The organism is Delftia sp. DS1230 (assembly GCF_040112715.1).
Lineage (GTDB): Bacteria > Pseudomonadota > Gammaproteobacteria > Burkholderiales > Burkholderiaceae_C > Comamonas > Comamonas tsuruhatensis.
Window position 1 is genome coordinate 1,012,994 of sequence record NZ_CP157763.1, and the last position, 26,076, is coordinate 1,039,069.

26 protein-coding genes are annotated in these 26,076 nt (G+C 69.0%); 4 read left to right on the top strand and 22 right to left on the bottom strand.

Features of this window, described 5'->3' with window-relative positions:
• Positions 1-5: 5 nt before the first annotated feature.
• From AAN986_RS04555 to cphA (AAN986_RS04565), 3 genes are all read right to left on the bottom strand, one after another.
• Positions 6-488: a CreA family protein gene (locus AAN986_RS04555; protein ID WP_180318779.1), complete on the bottom strand. Its 483-nt coding sequence runs from the start codon at positions 486-488 to the stop codon at positions 6-8.
• Between the two features lies 1 nt (position 489).
• Positions 490-3,063 carry a cyanophycin synthetase gene (cphA, locus tag AAN986_RS04560; RefSeq protein ID WP_349335582.1) on the bottom strand — a complete coding sequence of 858 codons (2,574 nt, stop codon included), beginning with the start codon at positions 3,061-3,063 and terminating at the stop codon, positions 490-492.
• A 66-nt stretch (positions 3,064-3,129) separates the two neighbouring features.
• Complete coding sequence (gene cphA / locus AAN986_RS04565; RefSeq protein WP_016450863.1) at positions 3,130-5,331, bottom strand: cyanophycin synthetase; 2,202 nt, start codon at positions 5,329-5,331, stop codon at positions 3,130-3,132.
• A gap of 218 nt (positions 5,332-5,549) precedes the next feature.
• Here cphA (AAN986_RS04565) and AAN986_RS04570 point away from each other — a divergent pair, with 218 nt between their 5' ends.
• The 3 genes from AAN986_RS04570 to AAN986_RS04580 all read left to right on the top strand — a co-directional run bounded on the left by AAN986_RS04570 (position 5,550) and on the right by AAN986_RS04580 (position 8,941).
• The gene (locus AAN986_RS04570) at positions 5,550-7,844 is read left to right on the top strand and encodes an ABC transporter ATP-binding protein (RefSeq protein ID WP_016448747.1); all 2,295 of its coding nucleotides are present in this window, start codon (positions 5,550-5,552) and stop codon (positions 7,842-7,844) included.
• A 3-nt stretch (positions 7,845-7,847) separates the two neighbouring features.
• On the top strand, positions 7,848-8,351 hold the full coding sequence (locus AAN986_RS04575; RefSeq protein ID WP_016448746.1) for a DUF1854 domain-containing protein: 504 nt from the start codon (positions 7,848-7,850) through the stop codon (positions 8,349-8,351).
• A 155-nt stretch (positions 8,352-8,506) separates the two neighbouring features.
• Positions 8,507-8,941 (top strand): hypothetical protein, encoded by a 435-nt coding sequence (locus tag AAN986_RS04580; protein ID WP_016450864.1) that lies wholly within the window; start codon positions 8,507-8,509, stop codon positions 8,939-8,941.
• A 24-nt stretch (positions 8,942-8,965) separates the two neighbouring features.
• Here the strand turns inward: AAN986_RS04580 and AAN986_RS04585 are convergent, their stop codons facing one another.
• The 17 genes from AAN986_RS04585 to gspG form a co-directional block, all read right to left on the bottom strand.
• A complete protein-coding gene (locus AAN986_RS04585) occupies positions 8,966-9,439 on the bottom strand; it encodes an EF-hand domain-containing protein (protein WP_133072741.1) in 474 nt (157 codons plus the stop codon).
• Between the two features lie 62 nt (positions 9,440-9,501).
• A complete protein-coding gene (locus tag AAN986_RS04590; RefSeq protein ID WP_016450866.1) occupies positions 9,502-10,422 on the bottom strand; it encodes a 5'-nucleotidase in 921 nt (306 codons plus the stop codon).
• Positions 10,423-10,438: 16 nt separating this feature from the next.
• Complete coding sequence (gene gspF / locus AAN986_RS04595; protein ID WP_013800646.1) at positions 10,439-11,665, bottom strand: type II secretion system inner membrane protein GspF; 1,227 nt, start codon at positions 11,663-11,665, stop codon at positions 10,439-10,441.
• Positions 11,666-11,807: 142 nt separating this feature from the next.
• The gene (locus AAN986_RS04600) at positions 11,808-12,452 is read right to left on the bottom strand and encodes a glutathione S-transferase family protein (RefSeq protein WP_016448741.1); all 645 of its coding nucleotides are present in this window, start codon (positions 12,450-12,452) and stop codon (positions 11,808-11,810) included.
• 88 nt (positions 12,453-12,540) lie between these two features.
• Positions 12,541-13,230, bottom strand: a complete 690-nt coding sequence (locus AAN986_RS04605; RefSeq protein WP_013800648.1) for a YafY family protein — start codon at positions 13,228-13,230, stop codon at positions 12,541-12,543.
• Positions 13,231-13,234: 4 nt separating this feature from the next.
• Positions 13,235-14,236, bottom strand: a complete 1,002-nt coding sequence (locus AAN986_RS04610; RefSeq protein WP_047218874.1) for an LLM class flavin-dependent oxidoreductase — start codon at positions 14,234-14,236, stop codon at positions 13,235-13,237.
• Positions 14,237-14,321: 85 nt separating this feature from the next.
• Positions 14,322-14,606 (bottom strand): hypothetical protein, encoded by a 285-nt coding sequence (locus AAN986_RS04615; RefSeq protein WP_223275171.1) that lies wholly within the window; start codon positions 14,604-14,606, stop codon positions 14,322-14,324.
• A 63-nt stretch (positions 14,607-14,669) separates the two neighbouring features.
• Positions 14,670-16,031, bottom strand: coding sequence for an ATPase, T2SS/T4P/T4SS family (locus AAN986_RS04620; protein WP_047218873.1), 1,362 nt, complete (start codon positions 16,029-16,031; stop codon positions 14,670-14,672).
• A gap of 14 nt (positions 16,032-16,045) precedes the next feature.
• Positions 16,046-18,412 (bottom strand): type II secretion system secretin GspD, encoded by a 2,367-nt coding sequence (gspD, locus tag AAN986_RS04625; RefSeq protein ID WP_349335583.1) that lies wholly within the window; start codon positions 18,410-18,412, stop codon positions 16,046-16,048.
• A 3-nt stretch (positions 18,413-18,415) separates the two neighbouring features.
• Complete coding sequence (gene gspN, locus AAN986_RS04630; protein ID WP_016450868.1) at positions 18,416-19,219, bottom strand: type II secretion system protein N; 804 nt, start codon at positions 19,217-19,219, stop codon at positions 18,416-18,418.
• Positions 19,220-19,221: 2 nt separating this feature from the next.
• Positions 19,222-19,764, bottom strand: a complete 543-nt coding sequence (gene gspM / locus AAN986_RS04635; RefSeq protein WP_047218871.1) for a type II secretion system protein GspM — start codon at positions 19,762-19,764, stop codon at positions 19,222-19,224.
• The gene (gspL, locus tag AAN986_RS04640) at positions 19,761-21,005 is read right to left on the bottom strand and encodes a type II secretion system protein GspL (protein WP_047218870.1); all 1,245 of its coding nucleotides are present in this window, start codon (positions 21,003-21,005) and stop codon (positions 19,761-19,763) included. Before gspL ends, gspM begins: the two co-directional genes overlap by 4 nt.
• Before the next feature lie 44 nt (positions 21,006-21,049).
• Entirely contained in the window at positions 21,050-22,027 is a 978-nt protein-coding gene (gene gspK, locus AAN986_RS04645; RefSeq protein WP_016448733.1) for a type II secretion system minor pseudopilin GspK, read from the bottom strand.
• Entirely contained in the window at positions 22,024-22,731 is a 708-nt protein-coding gene (locus tag AAN986_RS04650; protein ID WP_047218869.1) for a prepilin-type N-terminal cleavage/methylation domain-containing protein, read from the bottom strand. Before AAN986_RS04650 ends, gspK begins: the two co-directional genes overlap by 4 nt.
• Positions 22,732-23,130 carry a type II secretion system minor pseudopilin GspI gene (gene gspI / locus AAN986_RS04655; RefSeq protein ID WP_016448731.1) on the bottom strand — a complete coding sequence of 133 codons (399 nt, stop codon included), beginning with the start codon at positions 23,128-23,130 and terminating at the stop codon, positions 22,732-22,734.
• Positions 23,127-23,582: a GspH/FimT family pseudopilin gene (locus tag AAN986_RS04660; RefSeq protein WP_034364466.1), complete on the bottom strand. Its 456-nt coding sequence runs from the start codon at positions 23,580-23,582 to the stop codon at positions 23,127-23,129. Before AAN986_RS04660 ends, gspI begins: the two co-directional genes overlap by 4 nt.
• Before the next feature lie 82 nt (positions 23,583-23,664).
• Positions 23,665-24,117 (bottom strand): type II secretion system major pseudopilin GspG, encoded by a 453-nt coding sequence (gene gspG / locus AAN986_RS04665; protein ID WP_174538848.1) that lies wholly within the window; start codon positions 24,115-24,117, stop codon positions 23,665-23,667.
• A gap of 46 nt (positions 24,118-24,163) precedes the next feature.
• Between gspG and AAN986_RS04670 the strand changes: the two genes are divergently transcribed.
• Entirely contained in the window at positions 24,164-24,637 is a 474-nt protein-coding gene (locus AAN986_RS04670; RefSeq protein WP_349335584.1) for a type II secretion system protein N, read from the top strand.
• Between the two features lie 6 nt (positions 24,638-24,643).
• Here AAN986_RS04670 and AAN986_RS04675 read toward each other — a convergent pair whose 3' ends face one another.
• Positions 24,644-25,246 (bottom strand): histidine phosphatase family protein, encoded by a 603-nt coding sequence (locus AAN986_RS04675; RefSeq protein ID WP_047218867.1) that lies wholly within the window; start codon positions 25,244-25,246, stop codon positions 24,644-24,646.
• Positions 25,243-26,055 carry an adenosylcobinamide-GDP ribazoletransferase gene (locus AAN986_RS04680; protein ID WP_047218866.1) on the bottom strand — a complete coding sequence of 271 codons (813 nt, stop codon included), beginning with the start codon at positions 26,053-26,055 and terminating at the stop codon, positions 25,243-25,245. The genes AAN986_RS04675 and AAN986_RS04680 overlap by 4 nt, the downstream gene beginning before the upstream one ends.
• Between the last annotated feature and the right edge of the window lie 21 nt (positions 26,056-26,076).

Sequence of the window (26,076 nt, forward strand, 5' to 3'; positions counted from 1 at the left end):
GCGGGTTATTTGCCCATCGGAATCGGCGTGCTGCGCGGCACGGGCACGGCGGTGACGCTGTTTTGCGGCGAGCCTTCGATCACGCGGTCCGAGTAGGTCATGTAGACCAGGGTGTTGCGCTGCGCATCGACCATGCGCACCACGCGCAGGCGCTTGAACAGCAGCGAGATGCGTTCGGTGAACACCTCGTCCTGCTGCTTGAGCGGCGCAGGGATCTGGATGGGTCCGGTCTGCACGCAGCTGATCGAGGCTTCGGCGCGGTCCTCGGCCAGGCCCAGGCCGCCCTTGATGCCGCCGGTCTTGGCGCGCGAGACGTAGCAGGTCACGCCCGCCACCTTGGGATCGTCATAGGCATCGACCACGATCTTGTGGTCCGGGCCTATGAATTTGAACACCGTATCCACCGCACCCACCTGCTCGGCGCGCGCACCGCAGGCGCCCAGCAGCAGCGTGGCCAGAGCGGCCGTGAGCAAGGCCCGGCCGTTCATGTCAGGCCTCACCCGCCACATGGCGGCGAAGATGCTCCAGGGCTTCCTCAACCTGGTCCACCAGCACCAGGCACAGGTCGCCGGGCGTCAGCCGCGCCAGCGCATGGTCGATGGCGTTGAACTCACCCTGGATCTGGGTCACGTAGTCGGTGCGCGGTGCGCCTTGCAGGCCTTGCTGCAGCAGGGCCAGGACTTCACCGTCGGCGCGGCCGCGCTGGCAGGCATCCTGGTAGAGGATGACGTCGTCGAAGGCCTTGCCCAGGATCTGGGTCTGCTCGGTGATGTCCTGGTCGCGGCGGTCGCCCGCGCCGCTGATCACCACGCTGCGGCGCTGGGCCGGCATGGCGTCCACGGCCTGGACCAGGGCGCGGATGGCGTCGGGGTTGTGGCCGTAGTCGGCTATCAGCGTGGCGCCACGGTAGTCCATGACGTTGAAGCGGCCCGGCGCGTTGTCGCTGTCGTTGACGAAGCCGGCCAGGCCACGGCGGATGGTCTGCCAGGGCATGCCCACGCCCCAGGCGGCGGCGATGGAGGCCATGACGTTCTCCACCTGGAAGCTGATGGTGCCGTTGCGCGTGATGGGGATCTCGCGCAGCGCGATGGTCTCGCGCCACGAGCTTTCGGCCGCGACGATGCTGTCGCCGTCCACGTAGACCACGCGGTTGCCCTGGGCACGGTGCGTGGCCATCACGGGGTGGTGGCGGTCGGCCGCGAAATAGATGACCTTGCCCGGCGAGGTGGAGGCCATGGCGGCGACCAGCGGATCGGCCGCGTTGAGCACGGCATAGCCGTCGGTGGCCACGTTCTGCACGATGACGCGCTTGAGTACGGCCACGTCTTCCACCGTGGTGATGTAGTTCAGGCCCAGATGGTCGCCCGCGCCCACGTTGGTGACCACGGCCACCTGGCAGCGGTCGAAGCCCAGGCCTTCGCGCAGGATGCCGCCGCGTGCGCATTCGAGCACGGCCGCATCGGTCTCGGGGTGGGCCAGGGCGTTGCGCGCGCTGCGCGGGCCCGAGCAGTCGCCGCTGTCGATCTGGCGGCCGTTGACGTAGACGCCGTCCGTGTTCGTCATGGCCGTGCGCCAGCCATGCGAGGTGAACAGGTGGGCGATCAGGCGCGTGGTCGTGGTCTTGCCATTGGTGCCGGTGACGGCCACCAGCGGGATGCGGCCGTCCTGGCCCGGCGCGAACAGCTCATCGACCATGGGCACGCCCACGTTGCGGGGCTTGCCGAAGGACGGCGCCAGGTGCATGCGCAGGCCCGGTGCGGCGTTGACTTCGACGATGCCGCCGTTTTGCTCTTCCAGCGGGCGCAGCATGGTCTCGCAGACCACGTCCACGCCGCAGATGTGCAGGCCGATGGTCTGGGCGGCCTCCACGGCACGCGCGGCGATGTCGGGGTGCACGTCGTCCGTCACATCGGTGGCGCTGCCGCCCGTGGACAGGTTGGCGTTGTTGCGCAGCACCACGCGCTGGCCCTGGGCCGGCACGGATTCGGGCGTGAGCCCTTCGGTGGCGATGCGCGCGATGGCGATGTCGTCCAGGCGGATCTTGGTCAGCGCCGTGCCGTGGCCCGAGCCGCGGCGCGGGTCCTGGTTGACCAGCTCGACCAGTTCGCGGATGGTGTGCTGGCCGTCGCCCAGCACCTGGGGCGGCTCGCGGCGCGCAGCGGCCACCAGCTGGCCGCCGACCACCAGCAGGCGGAAGTCGTGGCCCGGCAGGAAGCGTTCGACCATGATGTCGTCGCCGAATTCCGAGGCGGTGGCGAAGGCGGCCTTGAGCTGCTCGTGCGTGGTGATGTTGACCACCACGCCCTTGCCCTGGTTGCCGTCCTGGGGCTTGACCACCACGGGCAGGCCCACTTCCTGGGCCACGAGCCAGGCTTCTTCCACGTCCTTGACGGGGCGGCCCAGCGGCACGGGCACGCCGGCAGCGTGCAGCAGGCGCTTGGTCAGGTCCTTGTCCTGGGCGATGGACTCGGCCACGGCGCTGGTCTGGTCCAGCTCGGCGGCCTGGATGCGGCGGGCCTTGGAGCCCCAGCCCAGTTGCACCAGCGAGCCCGAGGTCAGGCGGCGGATGGGAATGCCGCGCGCCACGGCCGCATCGACGATGGAGCCTGTGGAGGGGCCGATGCGCTCGTCCTCGTCGAGTTCACGCAGCTCGGCCACCACCTTGTCGGCGTCGAAGGGCGTATCGGCCAGTGCCGACTGCAGCAGCGCACCGGCCTGTTCCATGGCCAGGCGACCCACGGATTCCTCGGTGTACTCCACCACCACCTGGTAGGTGCCGGCTTCCACGGTCTCGTGCGTGCGGCTGAAGGTCACGGGGCAGCCGGCCTGGGCCTGCAGCGACAGGGCCGCCACTTCCAGCACATGGGCCAGCGACAGGCGCTGGTCGGCACCGTGCGGCTGCAGCGTGCCGATCTTGGGAAAGCGTGCGCGCAGCCGGTCCTCGAACCCTGCCAGGGCCGAGTAGTCACAGTCGCCGGGCTCGCATTGCACGATGGCTTCGATGGCGGTGCTGCGGGTCCAGAGATTGGGGCCGCGCAGGGCTCGGATGCGGGTGATCTGCATAGTGTCTTCTTTCGGAGGGCAGGCCCGCGTCGCCGGGCCTGCCTGCATGTCATCGTGTGGTCGGGCTCAGGCGGCGGCGGTGGAAACCGCAGCGGCGGCCGGCGTGTAGTCGAAGGTCTTGATGCCGGCGACGATGAGGTCGGGGGCAATGTCCATGGACCACGCCGCGGCAATGGCAGCGAGCAGGGCCGGCGTGTCCGGGCGCAGGCCGCCGGGCAGGCTCAGCGCGTCCAGCGTGCCCAGCACGCGCTCGGCGGCGCCCGTGGCCAGGATCACCTGGTTGCCGCGCACGAAGACGGCACGGCCTTCGCTCTCGCAACGGTGGGCCGCTACCACGGGGCTGTCTGCCTGCATGGAATAGAACAGCACCTCGCCGTCGCACAGGCGGGCCAGGTCGGCCACCTGTTCGATGTCGGCATTGAGCACGCCCGCGCCTTCGTCCAGCACCACGTCGATCTGGGTGCGCATCACGCGCGTCATCTGTGACTGCTCGTGCACGTCATGGTCGGGCAACTGCTCGAAGCCGTCCATGTCGGTGACCACGCCGACCAGGCAGCGGTCGTAGGCCAGGCCTTCCTCCAGGATGGAGCGGGCCGTGGTCTGGATGACGGCGGCCTGGGCCAGGCGGTTGGTCAGCAGCCGGTGGGCGCCGGCCCAGTTGGCGGTATTGGTCTTCTGGGTCTGGCGGTTGGACAGGAACATGCCTTCGCTGCTGGCCACGCCCGTGAGCTTGCCCGACAACTGCAGCAGCCAGCCCACCAGGCGGGCCGTGAAACCGTTGTTGCGCGTGCCGGCAATGCCGACCAGGGGGATGCGGCCGGCGCCCGTGCCCTCTTCGGTGCGCGGGAACAGGTGGTCGGCGATGGCCATGCCCACGGGGCGCGGCGCGCCGCTGGTGGGCTTCAGATGCATCAGCAGGCCGGGGCCGGCGTTGACTTCGAGGATGGCGCCGCCCTGCTCCTTCATGGGGCGCGAGACGTCCTGCAGGATCATGTCCATGCCCGCGATGTCCAGGCCCACGATCTTGGCGGCCAGCGTGGCCATGTAGGCCACTTCGGGATGGACTTCGTCGGTGCAGTCGATGGCCATGTTGCCGTTGCGCTGCAGCAGCACGCTGGTGCCCTGGGCAGGAATGGTGTCGGGCGTGACGTTCTGGCGCTTGAGTTCCAGCTTCACGGCCGGGGCTTCGAGGTTGATCCAGTCCAGCGGGTATTCCTGCTCGGGGCCGCGGCGCGGGTCCTGGTTGACCACGGCGACCAGTTCGCGAACCGTGGACTTGCCATTGCCGGCCACGCTCACGGTCTCGCCACGGCAGGCGGCAACCACCTTGCCGCCCACGACCAGGATGCGGTGCTCGGTGCCGTCGATGAAGCGTTCGACGATGACGTCCGAGCCTTCGGGCTGGGCCAGCGCGAAGGCGGCCTTGATGTCGGCCTCGTCGCGCAGGTCCAGCGTCACGCCGCGTGCGTGGTTGCCGTCCGAGGGCTTGACGGTGACGGGAAAGCCGATGTCCTGCGCCACTTCCCAGGCTTCCTCGGGGCTGTGGACGATCTGGCCTTCGGGCACGGGCACGCCGCAGGCGGCCAGCAGGCGCTTGGTGAAGTCCTTGTCCTGGGCAATGCCCTCGGCGATGGCGCTGGTCTGGTCGCTCTCGGCGGTCCAGATGCGGCGCTGCGCGGCGCCATAGCCCAGTTGCACGAGGTTGCCGTCATTGAGGCGGATGTGGGGGATGCGGCGCTCGCCGGCCGCATCGACGATGCAGCCCGTGCTCGGGCCCAGGTAGCGGTCGTTGATCTCGGTCTTGATGGCCTTGATGGCGGCCTTCAGGTCGAAGGGCTCGTCATTGATGGCGGCCATGATCAGCCTGTGGCCATGGGCCAGGGCCGTGCGCGCCACGGTTTCCTCGGGGCAGCGGAAGACCATGCGGTACACGCCGCGCTGCGAGATCTCGCGGGTCTGGCCGAACTCGGCAGGCATGCCCGCCAGGTTCAGCAGCTCGATGATGATGTGCTCCAGCACGTGGCCGCACCAGGTGCCGCCTTCCAGGCGCTGGATGAAGCCGCCGCGCTCGCCCACGCCGCAGTGGTGCTCGACCAGGTCGGGCAGCCAGGCCGTCAGGCGCTCGTTGAAACCGGGAAGCTTGTTCGAGGGATAGTCCTCCAGCTCGCCCAGATCCAGCCAGACCTCCAGCACGGGACGGTAGGTCCAGACGCTGGGTCCACGCAGGTAGGTGGTGCGCAAGAGTTGGATGTCTTTGAATTTCGCCATGTCGGTCAACGGGTAAGCGTGAACGACGACCCGGATTCGGATCGCCGGAGAATGGGAGAGGATTGTGCGCCCAGAAAACCCATGCGCAGTGTTGTCAGCCTAAACCAGGGTTGGCGCGTTGAGCAGGGTATGCCGTGCAACGCGCGGGATATCCACCGGGGAGCTGCGGTTGCCCGCATGACACCAGGAGCCGCCAGGGGCGGGAAAAACAACTCAACATGCAAGAACACCATTCTGTGGACGTTTCGGCCTTCCTTGCCAGCCCCCGCGGGGCTGAGCTGCGAGCCAGGCTCGCTTCCAATGAAAACGTGCTGGCCCTCGCCACGGTTGACCTGACCCTGGATATGCGCTTCGGCGAAGGCTGGGTTGTCCTGACCAACCAGCGCCTCATCGCCTGTGATCCTGAGGATCAGCGATGGAGTGAGTGGATACTCTCTGTCGATCAGAATTTGCGTACGCTGGACCACGGCGGCGTGGGCAACCTCGAATTGCATGGTCCTGCGGCTCGGCTGGCGCTGTGGCGCTTCACCTTGCGCCACCAGGCGGGCGTATTGCGCCTGCTGCAACAGTTCGATCACCAGCGTGAGCGCATGGCGCGCGGCGAGGACTTCGACGGGCCCGAGGACGATGTGCCCCGCTGCCCGGCCTGCCAGACCGAGCTGCCGCCCGAGGCCGACGAATGCCCGGCCTGCGCGCGCCAGCAGGGTCCGCAGACCTCCACCTGGGTGCTGCTGCGCCTGTGGCGCTTTGCCCATCCCTACCGGCACCAGCTGCTGCTGGGCTTTTTGCTGACCCTGGCCTCCACGGGCGCCACCCTGGTGGCGCCCTACCTGACGATTCCCATCGTGGACAAGATCCTGATCCCGTTCCAGAACGGGCAGCAGATCGACAGCAGCCTGGTGGTCTTCTACCTGAGCGGCCTGCTGGCTGCGGCCCTGGTGGCCTGGGGCCTGGGCTGGGCGCGCACCTTCGTGCTGGCCAAGGTCTCCGAGCGCATTGGCTCGGACCTGCGCACGACCACCTACAACCACCTGCTGACGCTGTCGCTGGACTACTACGGCAGCAAACGCACGGGCGACCTGATGGCGCGCATCGGGGCGGAAACAGATCGCATCAATTTGTTTCTATCCTTGAACGCGCTGGATTTTGCGACCGATGTGCTGATGATCGTGATGACCTCGGTCATCCTGTTCTCCATCAATCCATGGCTGGCCCTGGTCACCCTGGTGCCGCTGCCCTTCATCGCCTGGATGATCCACCTGGTGCGTGACCGCCTGCGCACGGGCTTCGAGAAGATCGACCGCGTCTGGTCCGAGGTGACCAATGTGCTGGCCGACACCATTCCCGGCATCCGCGTGGTCAAGGCCTTCGCCCAGGAAAAGCGCGAGGCCGACCGCTTCGCCCAGGCCAATCTGGTCAACCTGCAGGCCAACGACAAGGTCAACAAGACCTGGTCGCTGTTCACGCCCACGGTGACGCTGCTGACCGAGATCGGCCTGCTGGTGGTCTGGGGCTTCGGCATCTGGCTGGTGGCGGGCGGCCAGATCACGGTCGGTATCCTGACGGCCTTCATCGCCTACATCGGCCGCTTCTACAGCCGCCTGGATTCGATGAGCCGCATCGTCTCGGTCACACAGAAGGCGGCAGCCGGCGCCAAGCGCATCTTCGACATCCTGGACCACGTGAGCAACGTGCCCGACCCGGTCAACCCGGTCAAGCTGCCGCGCGTGCAGGGTGCCATCACGCTGGACAACCTGACCTTCCGCTACGGCAGCCGCGCCGTCATCAAGAACCTGGATCTGCAGATTCGCCCGGGTGAAATGATCGGCCTGGTCGGCCACAGCGGCTCGGGCAAGAGCACCCTGGTCAACCTGATCAGCCGCTTCTACGACGTGAGCGAAGGCTCCATCCAGCTCGACGGCGTGGATATCCGCCGGCTCAAGGTGTCGGACTTCCGCAGCAACATCGGCCTGGTGCTGCAGGAGCCCTTCCTGTTCTTCGGCACCATTGCCGAGAACATCGCCTACGGCAAGCCCGACGCCACGCGCGAGGAAATCGTGGCGGCCGCGCGTGCGGCCCATGCCCATGAATTCATCCTGCGCCTGCCGCATGGCTATGACTCCCTGGTCGGCGAACGCGGCCAGGGCCTGTCGGGCGGCGAGCGCCAGCGCATCTCCATCGCGCGCGCGCTGCTGATCGACCCGCGCATCCTGATCCTGGACGAGGCCACCTCGGCCGTGGACACCGAGACCGAGAAGGAAATCCAGAAGGCGCTGGACAACCTGGTGCAGGGCCGCACGACGATTGCCATTGCCCACCGCCTGTCCACGCTGCGCAAGGCAGACCGCCTGGTGGTCATGGACCGGGGCGAGATCGTGGAAGTGGGTCCGCACGACGAACTGATGGAAAAGCAGGGCGCCTACTGGCGCCTGTACCAGGCCCAGGCGCGGCGCGCCGAAGAGGATGCCCAGGCCGCAGGCCTGACCCTGGTCGCAACCACCATCGAGGAATAAGCCATGTCCACTGCCCAACATTGCGCCGCCGGCGCCGATCTGAGCCGCGTACGCGTGGAGCGCAACGCCCATGGCCGCCTGGTGCTGATCCTGGCCGACGGCACGCGCCATGAATCCGTGGTGCCCGTGCGCGCCTTTCCCATTGCCGCGCCGCTGCAAGGCCTGTCCCTGGTCTGTGCCGATGGCAAGGAGGCGCTTTGGGTGGACCACATGGACCACCTGCCCGCGCAGGCCCGCACGCTGATCGAGCAGGATCTGGCCGTGCGCGAGTTCGTGCCCGTCATCCAGCGCATCCGCAAGGTGTCCAGCTATTCCACGCCCAGCACCTGGGACCTGGAGACCGACCGCGGTCCCGCGCAGCTCGTGCTCAAGGCCGAGGAGGATATCCGCCGCCTGTCGGGCCGCACGCACCTGATGATCACCAGCCAGGACGGCGTGCAGTTCAGCGTGCCCGACAGCACGGCGCTGGACCGTGCCTCGCGCAAGATGCTGGAGCGTTTCCTCTAGCGCCTGGTCAGGGTGGTTTCGGGGTTTACCCTTGGTTTGAGGCAGGCCTGGGCGTCTTTCAAAAAAAGCGCTTCAGTTCTTTCAGGTTCTGTCGATGATGAGGCGACGGCGGGAAATTCCCGCCCACAGCACACATCCAGCAAGAGGGTCGAGCCATGCCAATTCCACCTGTTGACCGATCGCCCATACCGTGGCGCCCGCAAAGCGCCGATCTGTACTCCACCGGCGCGTCGGGCGCGGTGCCCGTGCGTCCCGTGAACGCTGCCAATCCTGTCGAATCCACGGACCGCATCGGCGAAGGCCGTGTGATTCGCGATCCTGAAAAACCGTCCGTGGTGGACCAGGAAAACCGCGACTGGACGCTGGCCGAGGAGATCAAGCAGAAGGAAGAGGTCGAGGAGCCGCCCAAGGAGCCGATTTCCAAGCAGCTCATCGAGTTCATCCAGTCCATGTGGCGCGCCAGCGCCATGGCCGTGGAGCAGGCCCAGGAGGTCAGCAAGGCCGATGACGTGGCCCGCAACAAGCTGCAGGTGCGCGAGGAGCCGTTGACCTATTCGGAACCCAAGGTCAAGCGTACCGGCGGACTCTGAGTGTCAGTGGCTGAATGCGCAGGCTCAGTCCTTTGAGCCTTCGCCTTCCTCCGTGTCCCTGGCAGCGGACACGGCTGCGGCATGCTCGGCGGCCTTTGCCTCTTCGGCCTGCGCCTTGGCCTTTGCCTTGTCGCGCTCGGCGCGGTACTTGACGGCAAAGGCCTGCACCTCCGCATAGGAGACGTAGCCGTCCTTGTCAGTGTCGGCCTCGTCGAAGGCCGCCGCCAGGCGCGGGAACAGCGCCACTTCGGTGCGGCTGAGCTTGCCGTCCTTGTTGAAGTCCAGCATCTTGAATTCGCGCTGGGCCTTGATTTCCCCCTTGGTCAATGGCGCCGGGCTGGCCGAGGCCTGTCCGGTGGACGCCTTGTCGGCCGTCTCGGCCGCCTGCGCGCGCGCGGCGGGCAGCATGAAGGCGCTGGTCAGCAGGACGGCAGCGGCGGCCTGCAGCACAGGCGGCCGGCGCAGCAGGGCGGAGCGGTTCATGAGGGGAAAATGCATTGGCTTTATTTGGGCACGGAACCGGCATTTGCAAGCACGGCCGGCCCGCCCTTTGCAATTGTTTACTTCAGCGGATCGGCGTCCGGATTGGAGATGCCGCTGTTCACATGGCCTGCGGGCACATGGCGGGCCGCCGAGCTGACATGGCCCGATTGGTCGTCGAAGAAGAAATCCGGCTCGAACTCGCGCAGGAAGGGGCCTTTTTCCAGGCCGCCGAGGAACATGGCCTCGTCCACGGTGATTCCCCAATCGAGCAATGTGCGGATGGCGCGCTCGTGCGCCGGCGCACTGCGCGCCGTCACCAGGGCCGTGCGAATGCGCATGGTCTGGGACGAGTCCGCCTGCTGCTGAAGCCGGTGAAGGGCTTGCAGCAGGGGTTTGAACGGCCCTTCTCCCAGGGGCGTGGCGGCATGGGAGACCTCATGGCGCAGAAAGGCCGGCAGCCCGCCTTGCTGGTAGATGCGCTCGGCCTCGTCGGAGAACAGCACGGCATCGCCGTCGAAGGCAATGCGCACTTCCTGCGGGTAGCGGTCGCCTGCGGGCGTGGAGTCGACCATCACGCGCGCAGCAGGAAAGCCGATGGACAGGGCCTTGCGCACATCGACCTCGTTGGCCGAGAGGAACAGGTGGGCGCCCAGCGGCCGCAGGTAGGAAAACGGATCGCGCCCGCGCGTGAACACGCCGCGCTCTATGTGCATGTCGGCAGCCTTGGCCGAGGCGAACACGCGCATGCCGCTGGCCGGGTCGTTGCGCGAGAGCATCATCACCTCCACGCGCTGCACTTCGGGCGTATTGAAGGCCAGCAGCTTGCGCACCAGCGGGAAGGCGATGCCCGGGCGTGCCGGCTGGTGCACCAGGTCCAGCTGGCGGCGCATGTAGGCCTGCTCGTCGCCCGCATCGAACAGCCGGTTCTCTTCCTCGAAGTCGAACAGTGCGCGCGATGAGATGGCAACGACCAGCTTGTCTTGCAGGGTCACGGGCATGGCTTGGCGCTTGTCGCTATTTGACGAATTGGTTGAGCTGGATGATGGGCATGAGCACGGCCAGCACGATCAGGGCCACGACCATGCCCATGGCCACGATCAGCAGCGGCTCCAGGATGGTGGCCAGGTGCATGGCGCGGCGCTGCACCTCGGTGGACAGCTGGTTGGCCGCGCGCTGCAGCATCACGGGCAGCTGGCCGGTCTGCTCGCCCAGGCGGGCAAACATGGAGATCAGGCCCGGGAAGCGCTTTTTCTGCGCCAGGGCCGAGGCCAGCGGCGCGCCCTCGCGCACCAGGGCCAGCGCGTCCATGGCATCGGCGCGCAGCGCGCGGTTGCCCAGCGTTTCGGCGGCGGCCTGCAAGGCCTTGAGAATGGGCACGCCTGCGCCCGCCAGCATGGCCAGCGTGCCGGCAAAGCGTGCCGCGTTGTAGTTGCGCGCCAGCCGGCCGATCAGCGGCAGGCGCAGCCACCAGGCGTCGAAGCGCTCGCGCAGCACGGGGTTCTTCATGGACAGCCGGAATCCCACGGCGCCCAGCACCAGGGCGACCAGCGCGGCCCAGCCATAGCTGCGCACGAAGTCGCTGAGCGCCAGCATGGCCACGGTGAGCCAGGGCAGGGCGCGCTTGGTGCCCGCGAACACGCTGGCCACCTGGGGCACCACGTAGCTGACCAGGAACAACACGATGACGATGGCCACCAGGGTCACGATGGCCGGGTACAGGGCTGCGCCAATGAGCTTGGACTGCAGGGCCTGGCGCGATTCCAGGTCGTCGGCCAGCCGCTCCAGCACCGGGCCCAGGCTGCCGCTGGCCTCGCCGGCGCCGATCACGGCGCAGTAGATGTCGGAGAATTCGCGCGGGTGCTGGGCCAGTGCGCGGGCAAAGGTGGAGCCTGCGTTGACCTCGGCGCGCAGCGCGGCCACCAGGTGGTGCTGGCGCGGGTCGTCGGCTTCTTCGGACAGCGCGGCCAGTGCGCGCTCTATGGGCAGGCCTGATCCGACCAGCCCCGCCATCTGGCGCGTCCACACGGTGAGCCCTGTGGAGCCAAGGACGGGGCGGGTCAGCCAGCGCGAGGCGCCACCCTGCGGGCCGGACGCCGACCCCGAGGCCACGATCTCCACGGCCATGGGCACCAGGGCCTGGGCGCGCAGCTGGCTGCGCGCAGCGCGCGCGTTGTCGGCTTCGATCGTGCCCTTGCGGGTCTGACCTTGGGCATCCAGGGCTTCGAAGGAAAAGGCAGGCATGCGCGGCGGGAGTCGGGAGGGGCTGGGGAAGGATGGCGTTCAGGAAACGCCAGGCGGCGATCCAACCCCCGATGGTAGCCGCTGCCGGTGACGGCTGGATGGCGAGGCCGTCTCGGGCCTCGTCCCCAGGTCCCGGAGGTTCCTATGCCGGCTGGGCGGCCAGGTCCGCTTCGTTGAGCTGGATGGAGCGCAGCGAGGCCGGGCGTTCCATCAGCGGCTGGCCGTAGTCGCTGAACTCGGGCAGCGCGGGCAGCAGCTTCATCATCGTCCCCCAGCGCAGGTAGCTGGCCATGAGCACGTCGGCCGCGGTGAACTGGTCGCCGCACAGGTAGCGCCTGCCGGCCACGGCCTGGCGCAGCGTCTGCACCACGTCGTCATAGCGGCCATAGCCGGCGGACATGGCCTGGTCGGCCGTCTGCTGCTCCAGGTGGCCCTGGCTCTTGGCTGTCATCAAGGCGTCGACGGGGCCGGCCAGGAAGAACATCCAGCGGTGGTAGACGCCGCGCAGCGGGCTGTCCACGGCCGGCGCGAGCCTTCGTTCGGGGAAGATGTCGGCCAGATAGGCAAGGATGGCGGCCTGTTCGGTGATCACGGTCTCGCCATGCACCAGGGCGGGGACCTTGCCCATGGGGTTGATGGCCAGGTAGTCGGCAGCCTTCATGGTGCTGCCGAATTCCAGCCGCACGGGCTCATAGCGGGCGCCGCATTCCTCCAGCATCCAGCGCGCGATGACGGCGCGCGAGCGGGGGTGGAAGTAAAAGCGCAGAGGCTTGATCGAGTCGTTCATGAAGGCTCCCAGTGGTTTGAATGCATGGCGAGAAGGCCATGGGAGCGACTGTAGGAGGCCATGCTGACAGTTTTTGTCAGCAATGGTGTCAGCGGACCGTGTAGCCCAGTTGCCGCGACCAGCGTTCGATCAGGCCGCTGCGGTGGTCGGGATAGCGTTCCTGCAGATCGGTGACGGAGCGCACGCGGTCGGCGCGGAAATGGCGGAAGTCCTGGCGCAGTTCGCACCAGGCCGCAAGAATGCGCCGCTGATCGAAGAAAGCCATGGCAAAAGGCCAGATCTGGCGCTCGGTCGGCTGGCCCTTCTCATCCGTGTAGTGCAGCAGCACCCGGTGCTGGCGCCGTATCGCCAGGCGCAGCGCGGTCTGCCAAGGCTCGGTCACGGATTCGTGGCAGATGGGCGGCACCAGCAGGCCGCTGGTGTCCACCTCGATGCGCAGCTCCAGCGGCAGCGCGCTGCGTATGCGGTCCAGCGCGGCGGTGGCGGCCTGGGCGAGCTCGGGGTCGGCCTGGCGGCTGGCCCAGCGCGCGCCCAGCAGCAGGGCTTCCAGCTCATCGGGCGTGAACATCAGCGGCGGCAGCAGAAAGCCGGGCCGCATCTCGTAGCCCACGCCCGGGTCGCCCGCAATCGCGGCACCCTGTTCGCGCAGGGTGGCGATGTCGCGGTAGAGGGTGCGCAGGCTCACGTCCAGCTGCCGGGCCAGCACCGGCCCGGCCTGGGGCAGGCGCGCGCGGCGCAGCAGGTCGATCAGCTGCAGCAGCCGGGCGGAGCGGCTCATGCCTTCAGCGGCCCATGACGCCGGCCGTGATCTCCAGCGAGCGCAGGCGCAGGTCGCGGTCATACACGTCGCTGACCAGGATCAGCTCGTCGGCCTCGGTGTCGGCCTGCAGCTTCTGCAGGCGCGTGCGCACCTTGTCCGGGCCGCCGATGGAGGCCACGGCCAGGAAGTCGCCGATGGCGCGGCGCTCCTGCTCGCCGAGCTGGGCCGCATAGTTCTCGATGGGGCGCGGCAGCAGTCCGCGCCGGCCCGTGATGATGCCCAGCACGCGCTGGTAGGTGCTGCTGGCCAGGTACTCGGCCTCGTCATCGGTGGGCGCGGCGATCACGGGTGCGCCGACGATCACGTAGGGCTTGGCCAGTTGGGCCGACGGCTTGAACAGGCTGCGGTACAGCTGTACGGCCTGGTAGAGCATGCGCGGCGCGAAGTGCGAGGCAAAGGCGTAGGGCAGGCCCAGATGGGCTGCGAGCTGGGCCGAGAACAGGCTGGAGCCCAGCAGCCAGATCGGCACGTTGGTGCCCGCGCCGGGCGTGGCCACCAGCTTTTGATCCGGCGTGGCCGGGCCCAGCAGGCGCTGCAGCTCCATCACGTCGCGCGGGAAGTCTTCCTCGGTCTCGACGCGGTCGCGGCGCAGGGCGCGCATGGTGGCGCCATCGGTGCCGGGCGCACGGCCCAGGCCCAGGTCGATGCGGCCCGGGTACAGCTCGGCCAGCGTGCCGAAGGCTTCGGCCACCACCAGCGGGGCATGGTTGGGCAGCATGATGCCGCCCGAGCCCACGCGGATCTTCGAGGTGCCGCCTGCGATGTGGCCGATCAGCACGGCCGTGGCCGAGCTGGCGATGCCGGGCATGTTGTGGTGCTCGGCCAGCCAGTAGCGCTCGAATCCCAGTTCCTCGGCCTTGCGGGCCGTGGCCAGCGCAATGTCCAGGGCCTCGGCGACGGTGCCGCCTTCGCGCACGGCCACGAGGTCGAGCATGGACAGACGGACTTCATTGAATGATGTCATGGCAGGTTCCAACTTCCAGTTCACGGTGGGTGGGGGCGGCGCGGGCCTTGCCGCGCCAGGGCATTCCTGGTGCGCGTTCGCGCACTCAGTTTCTTCTGGACATTTCCCGCGCGCAGGTGATGCCCAGCACCACGCACCAGACCAGGGGGAGGATGGCTGCCGCCAGATGGTTCTCGCCCTGCTGGATGGCCAGCCAGGACAGCGGCAGCGCCACCAGCGCCGACAGGCGGATGACGCGGCGCAGCTGGCTGGTGGACAGCCGTGACTTGAACCACCACAGGGCGATGTAGCTGATCAGGCTCAGCGTGGCGACCCACAGGAACAGGTCGCCGCCATAGGGAGCGCTCCAGGCGCGTAGGGATTCCAACATGCCGACCATTGTGGCAAACAGGGATGCCCCGTGCTGCGCAGGGTCGGGCGTGGCCGCCTGCGCCTAGTCGCGCGTGACGCGCAGCACTTCCTCGGGCGTGGTGATGCCCTCGCGCACCAGGCGCTCGCCGTCGTCGCGCATCAGGCGCATGCCCGCGGCCAGCGCGGTGTCGCGGATCTCGGCCTCGCTGGCCTGGCGGTGGATCTGCGCGCGGATGGTGTCGTCCACCACCAGCATCTCGAAGATGCCGGTGCGCCCCCGGTAGCCGCTGGGCTCGGTGGTGTCGATCTTGCGCACCAGGCGCTGGGCCAGCACACCCAGCAGGGAGGACGACAGCAGGAAGGGTTCCACCCCCATGTCGATCAGGCGCGTGACGGCGCTGGAGGCATCGTTGGTGTGCAGCGTGGCCAGCACCAGGTGGCCGGTCAGCGAGGCCTGGATGGCGATCTGCGCGGTCTCGAAGTCGCGGATTTCGCCGATCATGATCACATCCGGGTCCTGGCGCAGGATGGCGCGCAGGGCCTTGGCGAAGGTCAGGTCGATCTTGGCGTTGACCTGGGTCTGCCCCACGCCGGCCAGCTCGTACTCGATGGGGTCCTCCACCGTCATGATGTTGCTGTGGCTGGCGTCCATGCGCGACAGTGCCGCATACAGCGTGGTGGTCTTGCCCGAGCCCGTGGGGCCGGTGACCAGCACGATGCCGTGCGGCTGGGCCGTCAGGTGGGTGAATCGCCTCAGCGTCTCGCCCTGCATGCCCACGGCCTCCAGGCTGAGCTTGCTCTCGCTCTTGTCCAGCAGGCGCAGCACGGCGCGCTCGCCGTGGGCGCTGGGCAGGGTGGAGACGCGCACGTCGATGGCGCGCGTGCCCAGGCGCAGGCTGATGCGGCCGTCCTGGGGCAGGCGCTTTTCGGCGATGTCCAGGTCGGCCATGATCTTCAGTCGCGAGATCAGCGCTGCATGCAGTGCGCGGTTGGGCTGCACGACTTCGCGCAGGTCGCCGTCCACGCGAAAGCGCACGCTGGAGTGGCGCTCGTAGGGCTCGATGTGGATGTCGCTGGCGCCGTCGCGCGCGGCCTGCGTGAGCAGGGCGTTGAGCATGCGGATGATGGGCGCGTCGTCTGCAGTCTCCAGCAAGTCCTCGACGGCGGGCAGCTCCTGCATCATGCGCGAGAGGTCGGCGTCGGACTCGACCTCGCTGACCACCAGGGCCGCGCTGGACTCGCCCTGCGAATAGGCGGCGCTGATGCGGTGCGCCAGCGTGCCCGCATCCAGCATCTGCCAGCGCTGCACCGCATGCTTGCGCTGGACTTCGGACAGTGCCTGCCAGTCGGGCGAGGGGCCGTGCCAGAGCAGGGGCTCGTGGCCGTCGTCCTCGATCAGCAGCTGGCTGGTGCGCGCAAACGAATAGGGCAGGGGATAGCGCATGGGGCCTTCCTGCCTCAGAGCGCGCCGGGGGCTGTCGGCACGGCGGGAGCGGCGGGCTGCGGCTGGGTGAAGTCGATCAGCTCGGGCCTGGCGCCCGGCACGTTGACGATGGCGGCCGGGTTGGTGAACGAGCCGGGGTCCGGCTGCGGCGTCAGCGTGGGCAGCACGGGCGCGGCATTGACCGAGCGCAGCAGGGCGCTGGGCTCGGGCTGCAGGCTCTGTTGCTGCGCGCGGATGGCTTCGTAGCGCTCGGAAGAGACCTGGTTGGTCGCAGTCGCATCGCGCATCACCACGGGGCGCAGGAAGACCATCAGGTTGGTCTTGTTGCGCTTGCGGTTGGTGTTGCGGAACAGGTTGCCCACGACGGGAATGTCGCCCAGCAGAGGCACCCGGTCCTCGGCCTGGGAGTAGTTGTCGTCGATCAGGCCGCCGAGCACGACGATGTTGCCGTCCTCGACCAGCACGTTGGACTCGATGGAGCGCTTGTTGGTGGTCAGGCCGTTGGTGTCCTTGCGCGTGGACTCGTCCACCGAGGAGACTTCCTGGAACACGGCCAGCTTCACCGTGCCGTTCTCGTTGATCTGCGGGCGCACGCGCAGCATCAGGCCCACGTCCTTGCGCTCCACGGTGGTGAAGGGGTTGACCGTGCCGCCCGTGGAGTTGCTGGCGTACGAGCCCGTGACCATGGGCACGTTCTGGCCCACGATGATGCGCGCCTCCTCGTTGTCCAGCGTCATCAGGTTGGGCGTGGACAGGATGTTGGCGTCACCGCTGTTTTGCAGGAAGTTGGCCAGAAAGCCCAGCGTGTCCTTGCCGTTGACGCGCTGCGTGAAGCCGAGGTTGGTGCCTCTCAGGCTGGACAACGTGTCTCCCGTGATGGCGCTGCCGTCGAGGCCTCCATCCTTGACCAGGCCGAGCAGGTTCAGGATGTTGGCGCCCGCCACATTGGAGTTCGTGCCCAGGGTGCCGATCACGCGGTCGTTGTTGCTGAGCATGGCCTGCCACTGGATGCCGAACTGGGCCAGCCGGTTGTCCTTGATTTCGACGATCAGGCTTTCGATCAGCACCTGGGCGCGGCGGCCGTCGAGCTTGTCGATCACGGCGCGCAGTTGGCGGTAGACGGGCGGCGGTGCCGTGATGATCAGCGAGTTGGTCGAAGGATCGGCCTGGATCATGCCGCCCGTGGAGGGCTGCTGGGCCACGCCCAGCGCGCCGCCCCCGCCGCCGCTGCCCAGGCCCGAGGACGAGCCCATGCCCATGGATGCCGTGCCGCTGGAGTCGCGCGAGACCACGGGCTGCGAGGTGGGGATGGAGGACATGCCGCCGCCCTGCGGCAGGGTGCCGCCCGCACCGGGCTGGCCGCTGGCCGTGCCGGCGGCCGTGGCCTGGGCGCCGATGGCGGCGCGCAAGGTGGCGGCCAGCGCCACGGCGTCGGCGTTCTTGAGATAGACCACGTGGATGTTGCCCTGGTCGCCGCCGCCGTTCATGGCGGGCTGGTCCAGCCGCGCGATCAGCGAGCGCACCTGGGCCAGGCGTGCCGGGTTGGCCGCGCGCAGCACGATGGAGTTGCTGCGCGGCTCGGCCATCAGCGAGGTCTTGAAGGCGTTGTCGCTCTGGCCCGGAATATTGGCGCCGCCTGCGGTCACCGTGAGGCCGCCGGGGCTGGCCGTGCCGCCTTCGATCAGGCGCGAGACCAGGGCCACCATGTCGGTGGCCACGGCATGGCGCAGCGGGATGATTTCGACATCGGTGGCGTTGGATACGTCCATGGTCGCCACGATGCGCGAGATGCGCTGCAGGTTGTCTGCGTAGTCGGTGATGACCAGCGAGTTGTTGCCCGGGTTGACGTTGATGGTGTTGTTGGGGCTGATCAGGGGGCGCAGCACGGGCACCAGGTTGGCCGCGTTCTCGTAGTTGAGCTTGAAGATCTGGGTGACGATCTGGCTGCCCGCGCTGCTGCGGCTCGCGCCCACGGCCACTTCGCTGGCCTGCAGCTTGGCGTCGGCCTCGGGGATGACCTTGTACAGGCCGGCCGATTCGACGATGGTGAAGCCCTGCAGGCGCAACGCGGCCAGGAACTGCTGGTAGGCGGTGGCGGGCGGCACGGGCTTGTCGGTCAGCAGCGTGATCTGGCCCTTGACGCGGGGGTCGACCACCACGTTGCGGTTGGTGATGGCGCCGATGGCACGCGAGACGGCCTCGATGTCTGCACCCGAGAAATTCAGCGTCACAGGCTCGCCCGGACGCAGGCTGGGCGTGGCGCCTGCCGGTGCATTGGTCTGCTGGGCCTGGGCGGTGCCAGCGGTGCAGGCCAGCATGGCGCTGACGGCCAGCGTGTGCAGGGTGTTGCGCCAGAACGGGGTCGTGTGCTGCTGAGTCATGGATCAACCAAAGGAAATGATGGACCGGGGCCCCTGGCGCCGTCCCAGAATGTTGAGCAAGTTGGACAGCGCGGTTTCGCGCTCGGGGCTGGCCGAGGCCTCGCCCTGGAAGTGCAGCCGCTGGCCTACCCATTGGCCCTGGCCGCTCAGGCGCAGGTCGCCGGTCAGGGTACTGAGCTGCAGCTGCGGACTGTCGCCCCCGAGGATGTCGAGCCGGTAGCTGCCCAGCGGGCGCAGAGGGGACAGCCGCGAGGATACGGCCAGCGCCTCCAGCCGCGTGCTGCCGTCGCTGCGCCAGCGCCCCGATTGCCACAGCAATTGCAGTTGCAGGGCCTGCGTGGCCAGCCGCAGCTGGCCTTGCAGGTCCACCGTGTTCCAGGGCGTGCCCAGGCCGGACAGCAGCGAGGCGGGCCAGCGCGTGTCGCTGTCGTGCACCACGGCGCTCAGGCCCTGCCAGCGCGGCAGCAGGTCCAGCACCACGGGCGTGGGTGTGCAGCATTCGCTGCGCAGCTGAATGCGGGCACCGTCCAGGCGCGGGCGCAGCGTCCATTCCAGCCGCGTGGGCAGGGCCGTGCGGTCGCGGCTGCCGGCGCCTCCGGTGAAGGCCAGGGAGGCCGAGCCGTTCCACAGCGTGCCGCGCGGTTGCAGCAGCAGTACCTGGCCCTGTGTGGCGGAATCCACGCCGCGTGCCAGCCAGGCGGCGGGTGCCCAGACGACGGTGGTGGCCACCAGGCCGCACAGGGCGCCTGCCAGCGCCCACCCGCGCGGTGAGCGCAGGACAGGCTGGGAGCGGGGCTGGCGGCGCATGCTCAAGGTGCCCGCGACGGATCGACAGGCAGGTCCAGCACCAGGCTGCCATCCCAGCGCACGGCTTCGGCAGCGCCTGAGGCGCTTGCAGATGCACTGCGGGCCAGCTTCATCTCGGCGGGAACGGCGTGCGTGTTGCTGCGGACCTGGGCCAGCCAGCGCGCCAGCGCGGCGGCGGGCGCGGCCTTGAGCGTGATCTGTGCGCGGTCGCCCATCCAGTTCAATTGGGCAGAGGCGCCCAGTTCGGCGGACAGCGAGCTTTGCAGCAGCGCCTTGGCATCGCCGACCACGGGGCGTGCGTTGCTGCGCAGCTGCTCGGCCTCGGCCTGCAGCAGCTGCATCTGGCGCAACTGGCGGTCTGCCTGGGCATGGCGTTCGGGCGCGGTGCGCAGGCTGTGCAGGGCGGGGGCCAGGGCCAGCCACCACAGCAGGGCCAGTGCCACCACGCCACCGGCCAGCAGCGTCATGTTCTGTTCACGCGGCGCCAGGGCATTCCAGCGCGCGCGCAGTGGGGCCAGGCTTTGGCGGGATGCGCGCATGTTCATGGCCGGGCCTCCTGGGCAAGCAGCAGGTCGGCACCGTCGCGCTGCAGTCGCAGGCCGCTTGCGGCCAGATGTTGTTGTGCCTGCTCCAGTGCCTCGGCCTCCAGCGAGACGCCCTTGAGGCGCAGCTGACGGTCCTGGTAGTCCATGGCCTGCGGCAACTGGCCGGCAGGCAGGGCCCGGGATGCGGCGGCCAGCAGGGGTTCCAGGTCGCCCTGCGTCAGCGCGCCGGCGCTCTGGCGCAGCGTGGCGACTTCGCGCTGCATTTGAACGGGCGCATCGACGATGACGGGAACGCGCGGAAAGCTGGTGGCCAGCGTGGAGCGCACCTGGACCTGCTTGGCCGCGATGGCGCGGTTTTCGGTCCAGGCCCAGGCATTGAGGCCCACCACCTGGGCCAGCAGTGCGAGCGCGGCACCCCAGCGCGCGGCCTTCCATTGCGGCCCGCGCAGAAAGCTCTGCCAGCCGTCGAGCATGCGCCGGCGGGTGCGGCTGCCGCCGCCCAGGTCGAGGTCGAACTGGGCCAGGTCCCAGTTTTGTGCGCGGGCCGCCAGGCCGCGCTGGGCGTCCGTCAGCAGGCTGACGGGGCGCTGCAGGGCCTCGGCGGCGCGGGCCAGCGCCGGGTCCGCCTGGATCGGGGTGTCGGGGGGCAGGGCCTGCAGCAGGGCGGCCAGCATGGCGGGGTCGGCACTGTCGGTGCGCAGCGGCAGGCAGGCCAGCGAGTCCATGCCTTGCGGGGCCGTGCTCAGGCCGGTGGCCAGCAGCCAGGCCGATTCAGGCGTGCCCACGGCCCACAGCTGGGGCGTGGACTGGGGCGGGCATTCGGGCACGATGCGGCCCACGGGCCGGCCTGCGGACTCCAGGGCCTGCAGATGGGCATGGAGCCAGGCCTTGTCGCAGGCGGCAACCCAGCAGGGCTCGCCCGCGCGTGCCTGAGGCTGCAGCGCCAGATGCAGTTGGGAGGGGTCGTCGAGCAGGCGCTCTTCCAGCAGCCCGTCGAGCACGGCACGCAGGCGCACATGTCCACGCCGGCTCCCCGTAGGCACGCCATGGGGGAGGCTGACCAGATGCCAGGACAAGGCCTGGTGCGGCACCACGGCAACCGTCTGGCCGGTGCGGCCAGGATCGGGCAGCAGGCCTGCTGCGGCGTGGCCATGCCGGTCGGCGCGCAGGCCGTCGCTGCTGAGTGCGTAGGCGTATTCGCCAGCGGGGCCCGCAGGCAGATGAAGAATCAAGGTGCTCATGGACGGAAGCGGGCATTGTAGGGGCCGAGTGTGACAGGCATCTGTCACGGCGCGGGAGCTTCGGGCAATCCCCAGTCCCCCCTCTCGCGCCAGATGGTAGTGACTGTCATGTTGTTGCGCCGCAACATGGAGCGTTCGCTGGCCACGATCTCGCCCAGGCGCATGCGGCCACGCGCCTCGAAGAAGCTGGTGGCGACCGACAGGTTCTGTCCCTCGAATTTCTGCGGCAGGCCCAGCGCGTTGGAGGCATCGGCCAGGCTGCGCAGCGGGCGCGATGCGCGCAGCTGCACCAGCTGGCTGGCCTGGGACCAGGTCAGGTCCTCCACGCTGGCCCAGATGACTTCGGCGCTGGCGGTGTTGAGGTTGACGGGCGTGTTCTCGGGCAGCAGGGTGATGTAGGGCTCCAGGCGCGAGACGACCTCGGGCGGCAATCCCAGCCAGCCGAGCTGGCTCAGCGTGCGCGGCATCAGGAACTGCGCGCCCTCGCCGGCGGTGGCCGCTGCGCGCAGGGCCTGGACGATCTGGGCGGCATAGGCAGGGGGCAGGTTCAGGCGTTCCAGCAGGCGGGCCAGCGGGCGCAGGGTTTCGGGCTTGTCGGGTGCGCCCAGCAGGTTGCGCAGGTTCAGGCGCGACTGCAGGTCGATGATCTGGCCCGAGAGAAAGGCGTCCTGCATGTCGGCCATGCCGTCATCGACCTGGCTGACGTTGTTCTGCGCCGCCAGGAAGGTGGACAGGCGCGCCTCCTGCAGCGGCACGGCCCAGGGTTCGGCCAGGTGGTCCACCTGCAGGCTGGTGCGCGCATCCTCGGCCAGCACCACGCGCGACCAGTCCAGCGCACCCAGCAAAATCCAGGCGGCCTGCATGCGGTTGCGCTCGGCGGTCTCGACCTCCACGCTGCGCCACTGCTGCCACAGTGCGGTGGCAGCAAAGGTGGCGACCAGCGTGACCGTGAGCATGGCGGCCAGCAGGGCCACGCCGCGATGGCGGCGGCGGACGGGCAGGGTGCGGGGTGCGCGCATCATGATCGGCTGTTGGATCGCAGGGGGTTGACCCAGTCCATGGTGACGCGGCCGGGGACGGCGCTGTCGGGCGGCAGGGTCAGTTCGACGCGTATGCCGTCAGGAATCGCGGGCAGCTGTGCGCTGCTGTTGGTGCCGCCGGATGGTGGATTGGGCGTGCCCGTGCCGTTGTCCGAGCCGCTGGACTGCGGGTTGCTCCAGGCGTTGTCGCGGTAGTAGTACAGGCGCCACTGGTCCAGGGGCAGCAGCACGGTTTCGCGGCGGCGCTGGTCGTCCGAAGGATTGCGTCCCCATTGCGCCCCCTGGTTCCAGGCCTCGCGCCACTGGGCGCGCGTGCGCAGCGGTGGCGACTGCCAGCGCAGCCACTGGTCGCGTCCGGCTGTCTGGCGGCGGGCCCAGGCCACGACCACGGCGCCATCGTCCACGGCGGCACTGCTCTTGCGGGTCATGCGCAGCACCTGGCCATCCCAGTCGATGACCTGGGCGTGCTCCAGCGGCATCAGTGCTTCGAGGTCGGCATTCCACTGGGCGATCACGGTCTGCAGCACGATCTGCTGCTCGTTGCGCGCGCGAATGGTCTCCTGCGAGCGCACCATGCTGTCCAGTCCGCGCCAGCTCACCAGGGCCAGCAGGGCCATGACGGCGATGGCCACCATCAGCTCCACCAGGGTGAAGCCTTGCGTGCGGGAGAAAGTGCGCAAACGCATCTAGAAGCGGCCCACGATGGTCGATACCCGCAGCACCGGATGCTCGGCCGTGACGACCAGGGCATCCACGCGGCGGAAGCTGGGGTTGGGCGTGGGGCGCACGCTGAGCTGGACCTGCAGCTGCCGGCTGCCCTGCTCGCAAGTGAAGCTGTTGTCGCCCACGGGCGGCATCTGGCGCGACAGGCGCAGGCGCACCAGTTCGTTTTGCGCGCACAGCTGGGCCAGCAGCACCTCGGACTGGCGCTCGGCATTGCGAGTCAGGGCCGATGTGGCCTGCAGGCCTGCCATCAGGGCAATGCCCACGATGCCCAGGGCCACCAGCACCTCGATCAGCGTGAAGCCGTGCGGCAGGCGCCTTGGCGCGCCGTGCCTGCGGCGTGGTCCGTGGATGCCTGTCATGGCAGGGATTGCACGGCAAAGGGCCGCAGTCCATCCGTGGCCACGCGCAGCGGCGGGCTGTTGGAGTCGCGCAGCGTCAGCGTGACGGACTGGGGAGGAATCAGTGGCTCGGGGCCGAGGATCAGCGGCGTCGCCGGCTGTGCCTGCACCCCGGGCTGCAGCCATTGCGAAGGCAATTGCGCGCTGGCCGGCAGGCCCTCGAAGCGAAAGCCTTGCGGCATGGGCCGCCAGCGCACGGGCACGCCGTTGGCTCGTGCCTGTGCGCGGGCCGATTCCAGCAGTGCGGCCAGGCGCTCGGCCTCGCGTTCCAGCTGGGCCTGCCCGCTGTCGCGCAGAGACAGGCTTGCGCCGGCAGCGGCAATCGCCATGATGCTGATGACCACCAGCAGTTCCAGCAGGGTGAAGCCGCGCGAAGGAATGGTCAGGGTGGGCGCAACCGTCTGGCGGGGCATGAGAGCAGGCAGGCCCGCCGGGAGTGCGGGCCTGTGGTGCGGTGCAGCGCGGCGCTTGCGGGCCATCGCCCGGGCCATCGACTTACTGCCAGCTGCCGATGTCGGCATCCTTGCCCTCTCCGCCGGCCTGGCCGTCGGCACCGAAGGACATGATGTCGATGGGGCCCTTGATGCCCGGATTCAGGTACTGGTACGGACGGCCCCAGGGATCATTGGGCAGCTTTTCCAGATAGGGCTTCCAGTTGTTGGGCAGCGGTCCGCTCGTGGGACGGATGATCAGCGCCTGCAGGCCCTGCTCGGCCGTGGGATAGCGCTGGTTGTCGAGGCGGTAGAGCTTGAGCGCCTGGGAGATGTTGGTGATGTCGGTGCGTGCAGCCGTGACGCGGGCATCGTCGGCGCGGTCCAGCACGTTGGGCACGATCAGGGCCGCCAGCACGCCGATGATGACCAGGACCACCATCAGCTCGATCAGCGTGAAGCCGCGCTGGACGGCGGTGCGCAGGGCAGGCAGCGGACGGCGGGGAAGGCTGGTCATGGAACGGTGCAGCAAATTGGACATATCGCTCCATCATAATCGCGCGATGGTGACACTTTCATTGAACCGGGGCCAGGCCCGGACCTGGCACGTCAAGGCGGCCACATTCGTGCTCTGGCTGCTGGCGGCCGGCATCGTGGCTTTCTGGGCCATGCGCCTGGGCAATGGCGGCGCGGGGGCGCCCGTGCCACCGGCTCCCCCCGAGGCACTGCAGGTCGATGCGCCCGCGCTGGCGCAGGCCCTGGGGGGCGTGGCCGCTGCTCAGGGTGTTGCTGTGCCGGTCGCGGCGCCTGTGGTCTCGCGCTATGCGCTGGTGGGTGTGCTGGCCGGTCGCGACAGCGGCGGCGGCGCGGCGGTCATCGTCGTGGGCAACCAGCCGGCCAAGCCGTTTCGCGTGGGGCGTGCCGTGGAAGAGGGCGTGGTGCTGCAGTCGGTTTCGGGCCGCGAGGCGCGCCTGGGCCCCAGCGTCGATGGCCCCGCCTCCATCACGCTGCAGCTGTCCCTGCCCGACAAGCGCTGAGTCCGGTCAGTGCGGCGGCTGCAGTTCCAATACCAGCCAGCCGCCAAAGTCAGGCGCCGGCAGCGTCCACTGGGCCGCCTGAGGCAGGGCGTTGCCTTCACGCATCAGCCATTGCACGCAGCGCGCCACGCCGGCATGGGTGATCCAGACGATGTCGCGCCCGGCGCCATCGCCCACCGAGCCCCTGCTCGCCTGCTGCAAGGCCTCGTCCACCCTGCGCAGCATGGTCGCCAGGGACTCTCCCCGGCCCGGCGCGTGCCCGGCAAGGTCTGCCGCCCAGGCATCGATGGCGCTGCGGTCCAGCGCATCCCATGGCTGGCCTTCCCACTCGCCGAAGTCCATCTCCAGCAGGCGGCTGTCCGCCGCCGATGCCAAGCCGGGCCGCAGTGCCTGCAGGGCCTGTGCCAATTGATGGCATCGGCGCAGTGGCGAATGCGCCAGCAGGCAATCCGCAGGCAGGGCGAGGTGCAGGGCCTGCGCCGCATCGGCCGTGGCCTGGGCATCGGCTTGCATGTCGAGTCGGCCATAGCAGATGCCGGGCGCCACCAGGGGGCGGGCATGGCGTACCAGCCAAAGGCGTGGCGCCGGGTTGGCGCAGGCGGAGTTCATGGCACGCGCACCAGTACGGCGGCAGCCCCCAGCAGCATGGCCAGTTCACAGACCTGCTGGGCAGCGCCCAGGCAATCTCCCGTCATGCCGCCCAGCCGGCGGCGCAGCCAGCGCACCATGGTGGCCGTGGCCAGGGCGCCGGGCAGTACCAGGCCGATGACGAGCGGCAGGCCCGCCAGCCAGCCTGTCAGCGCCAGGGCGGGCAGGCACCAGAGGATTGCCGCGACCAGGCCCCTGGCAGCCAATGGCCGACCCGCGGCGTGCAAGGCCTTGGAGTGGGCGGCCTGGCCCACATAGGGAAGGCATTGCATGAGGGCCAGCGGCGCCATGCGCGACAGCACATGGATGCTGCACAGCAGCAAGGCCGCCCATTGCACGTGGATGTCGACCAGCAGCGCGACCAGGGATAGCTTGGCCAGCAGTGCCATCACCAGGGCCATGGCGCCGTAGGCTCCCAGGCGCGAATCCTTCATGATTTCCAGCGCGCGCTCGGGCGGGACAAAGCCGCCCAGGCCGTCGGCCACATCGGCCAATCCGTCTTCATGCAGTCCCCCGGTCAGCCACAGCGTGGCCACGGTGGAGAGAACGGCAGCCACCAGAGGCATCCAGGGGCTGGGTGCCAGCAGCCAGCCTGCGGCCAGCAGCCACGCCGCGCCCCAGGCGCCGACCAGCCAGCCCACGCCCGGCAGATGGGCCACGCTGGCGTGCTGCATTGCCGGACTCCAGCCGGCCCAGGCCGCAAGCCGCCCGGTGACCGGAATGCGGCTGAAGAACTGCAGGGCCAGCAGGAAATGGCGTATGGGCTGCATGTCTGGACAGCCGAGGCGGGG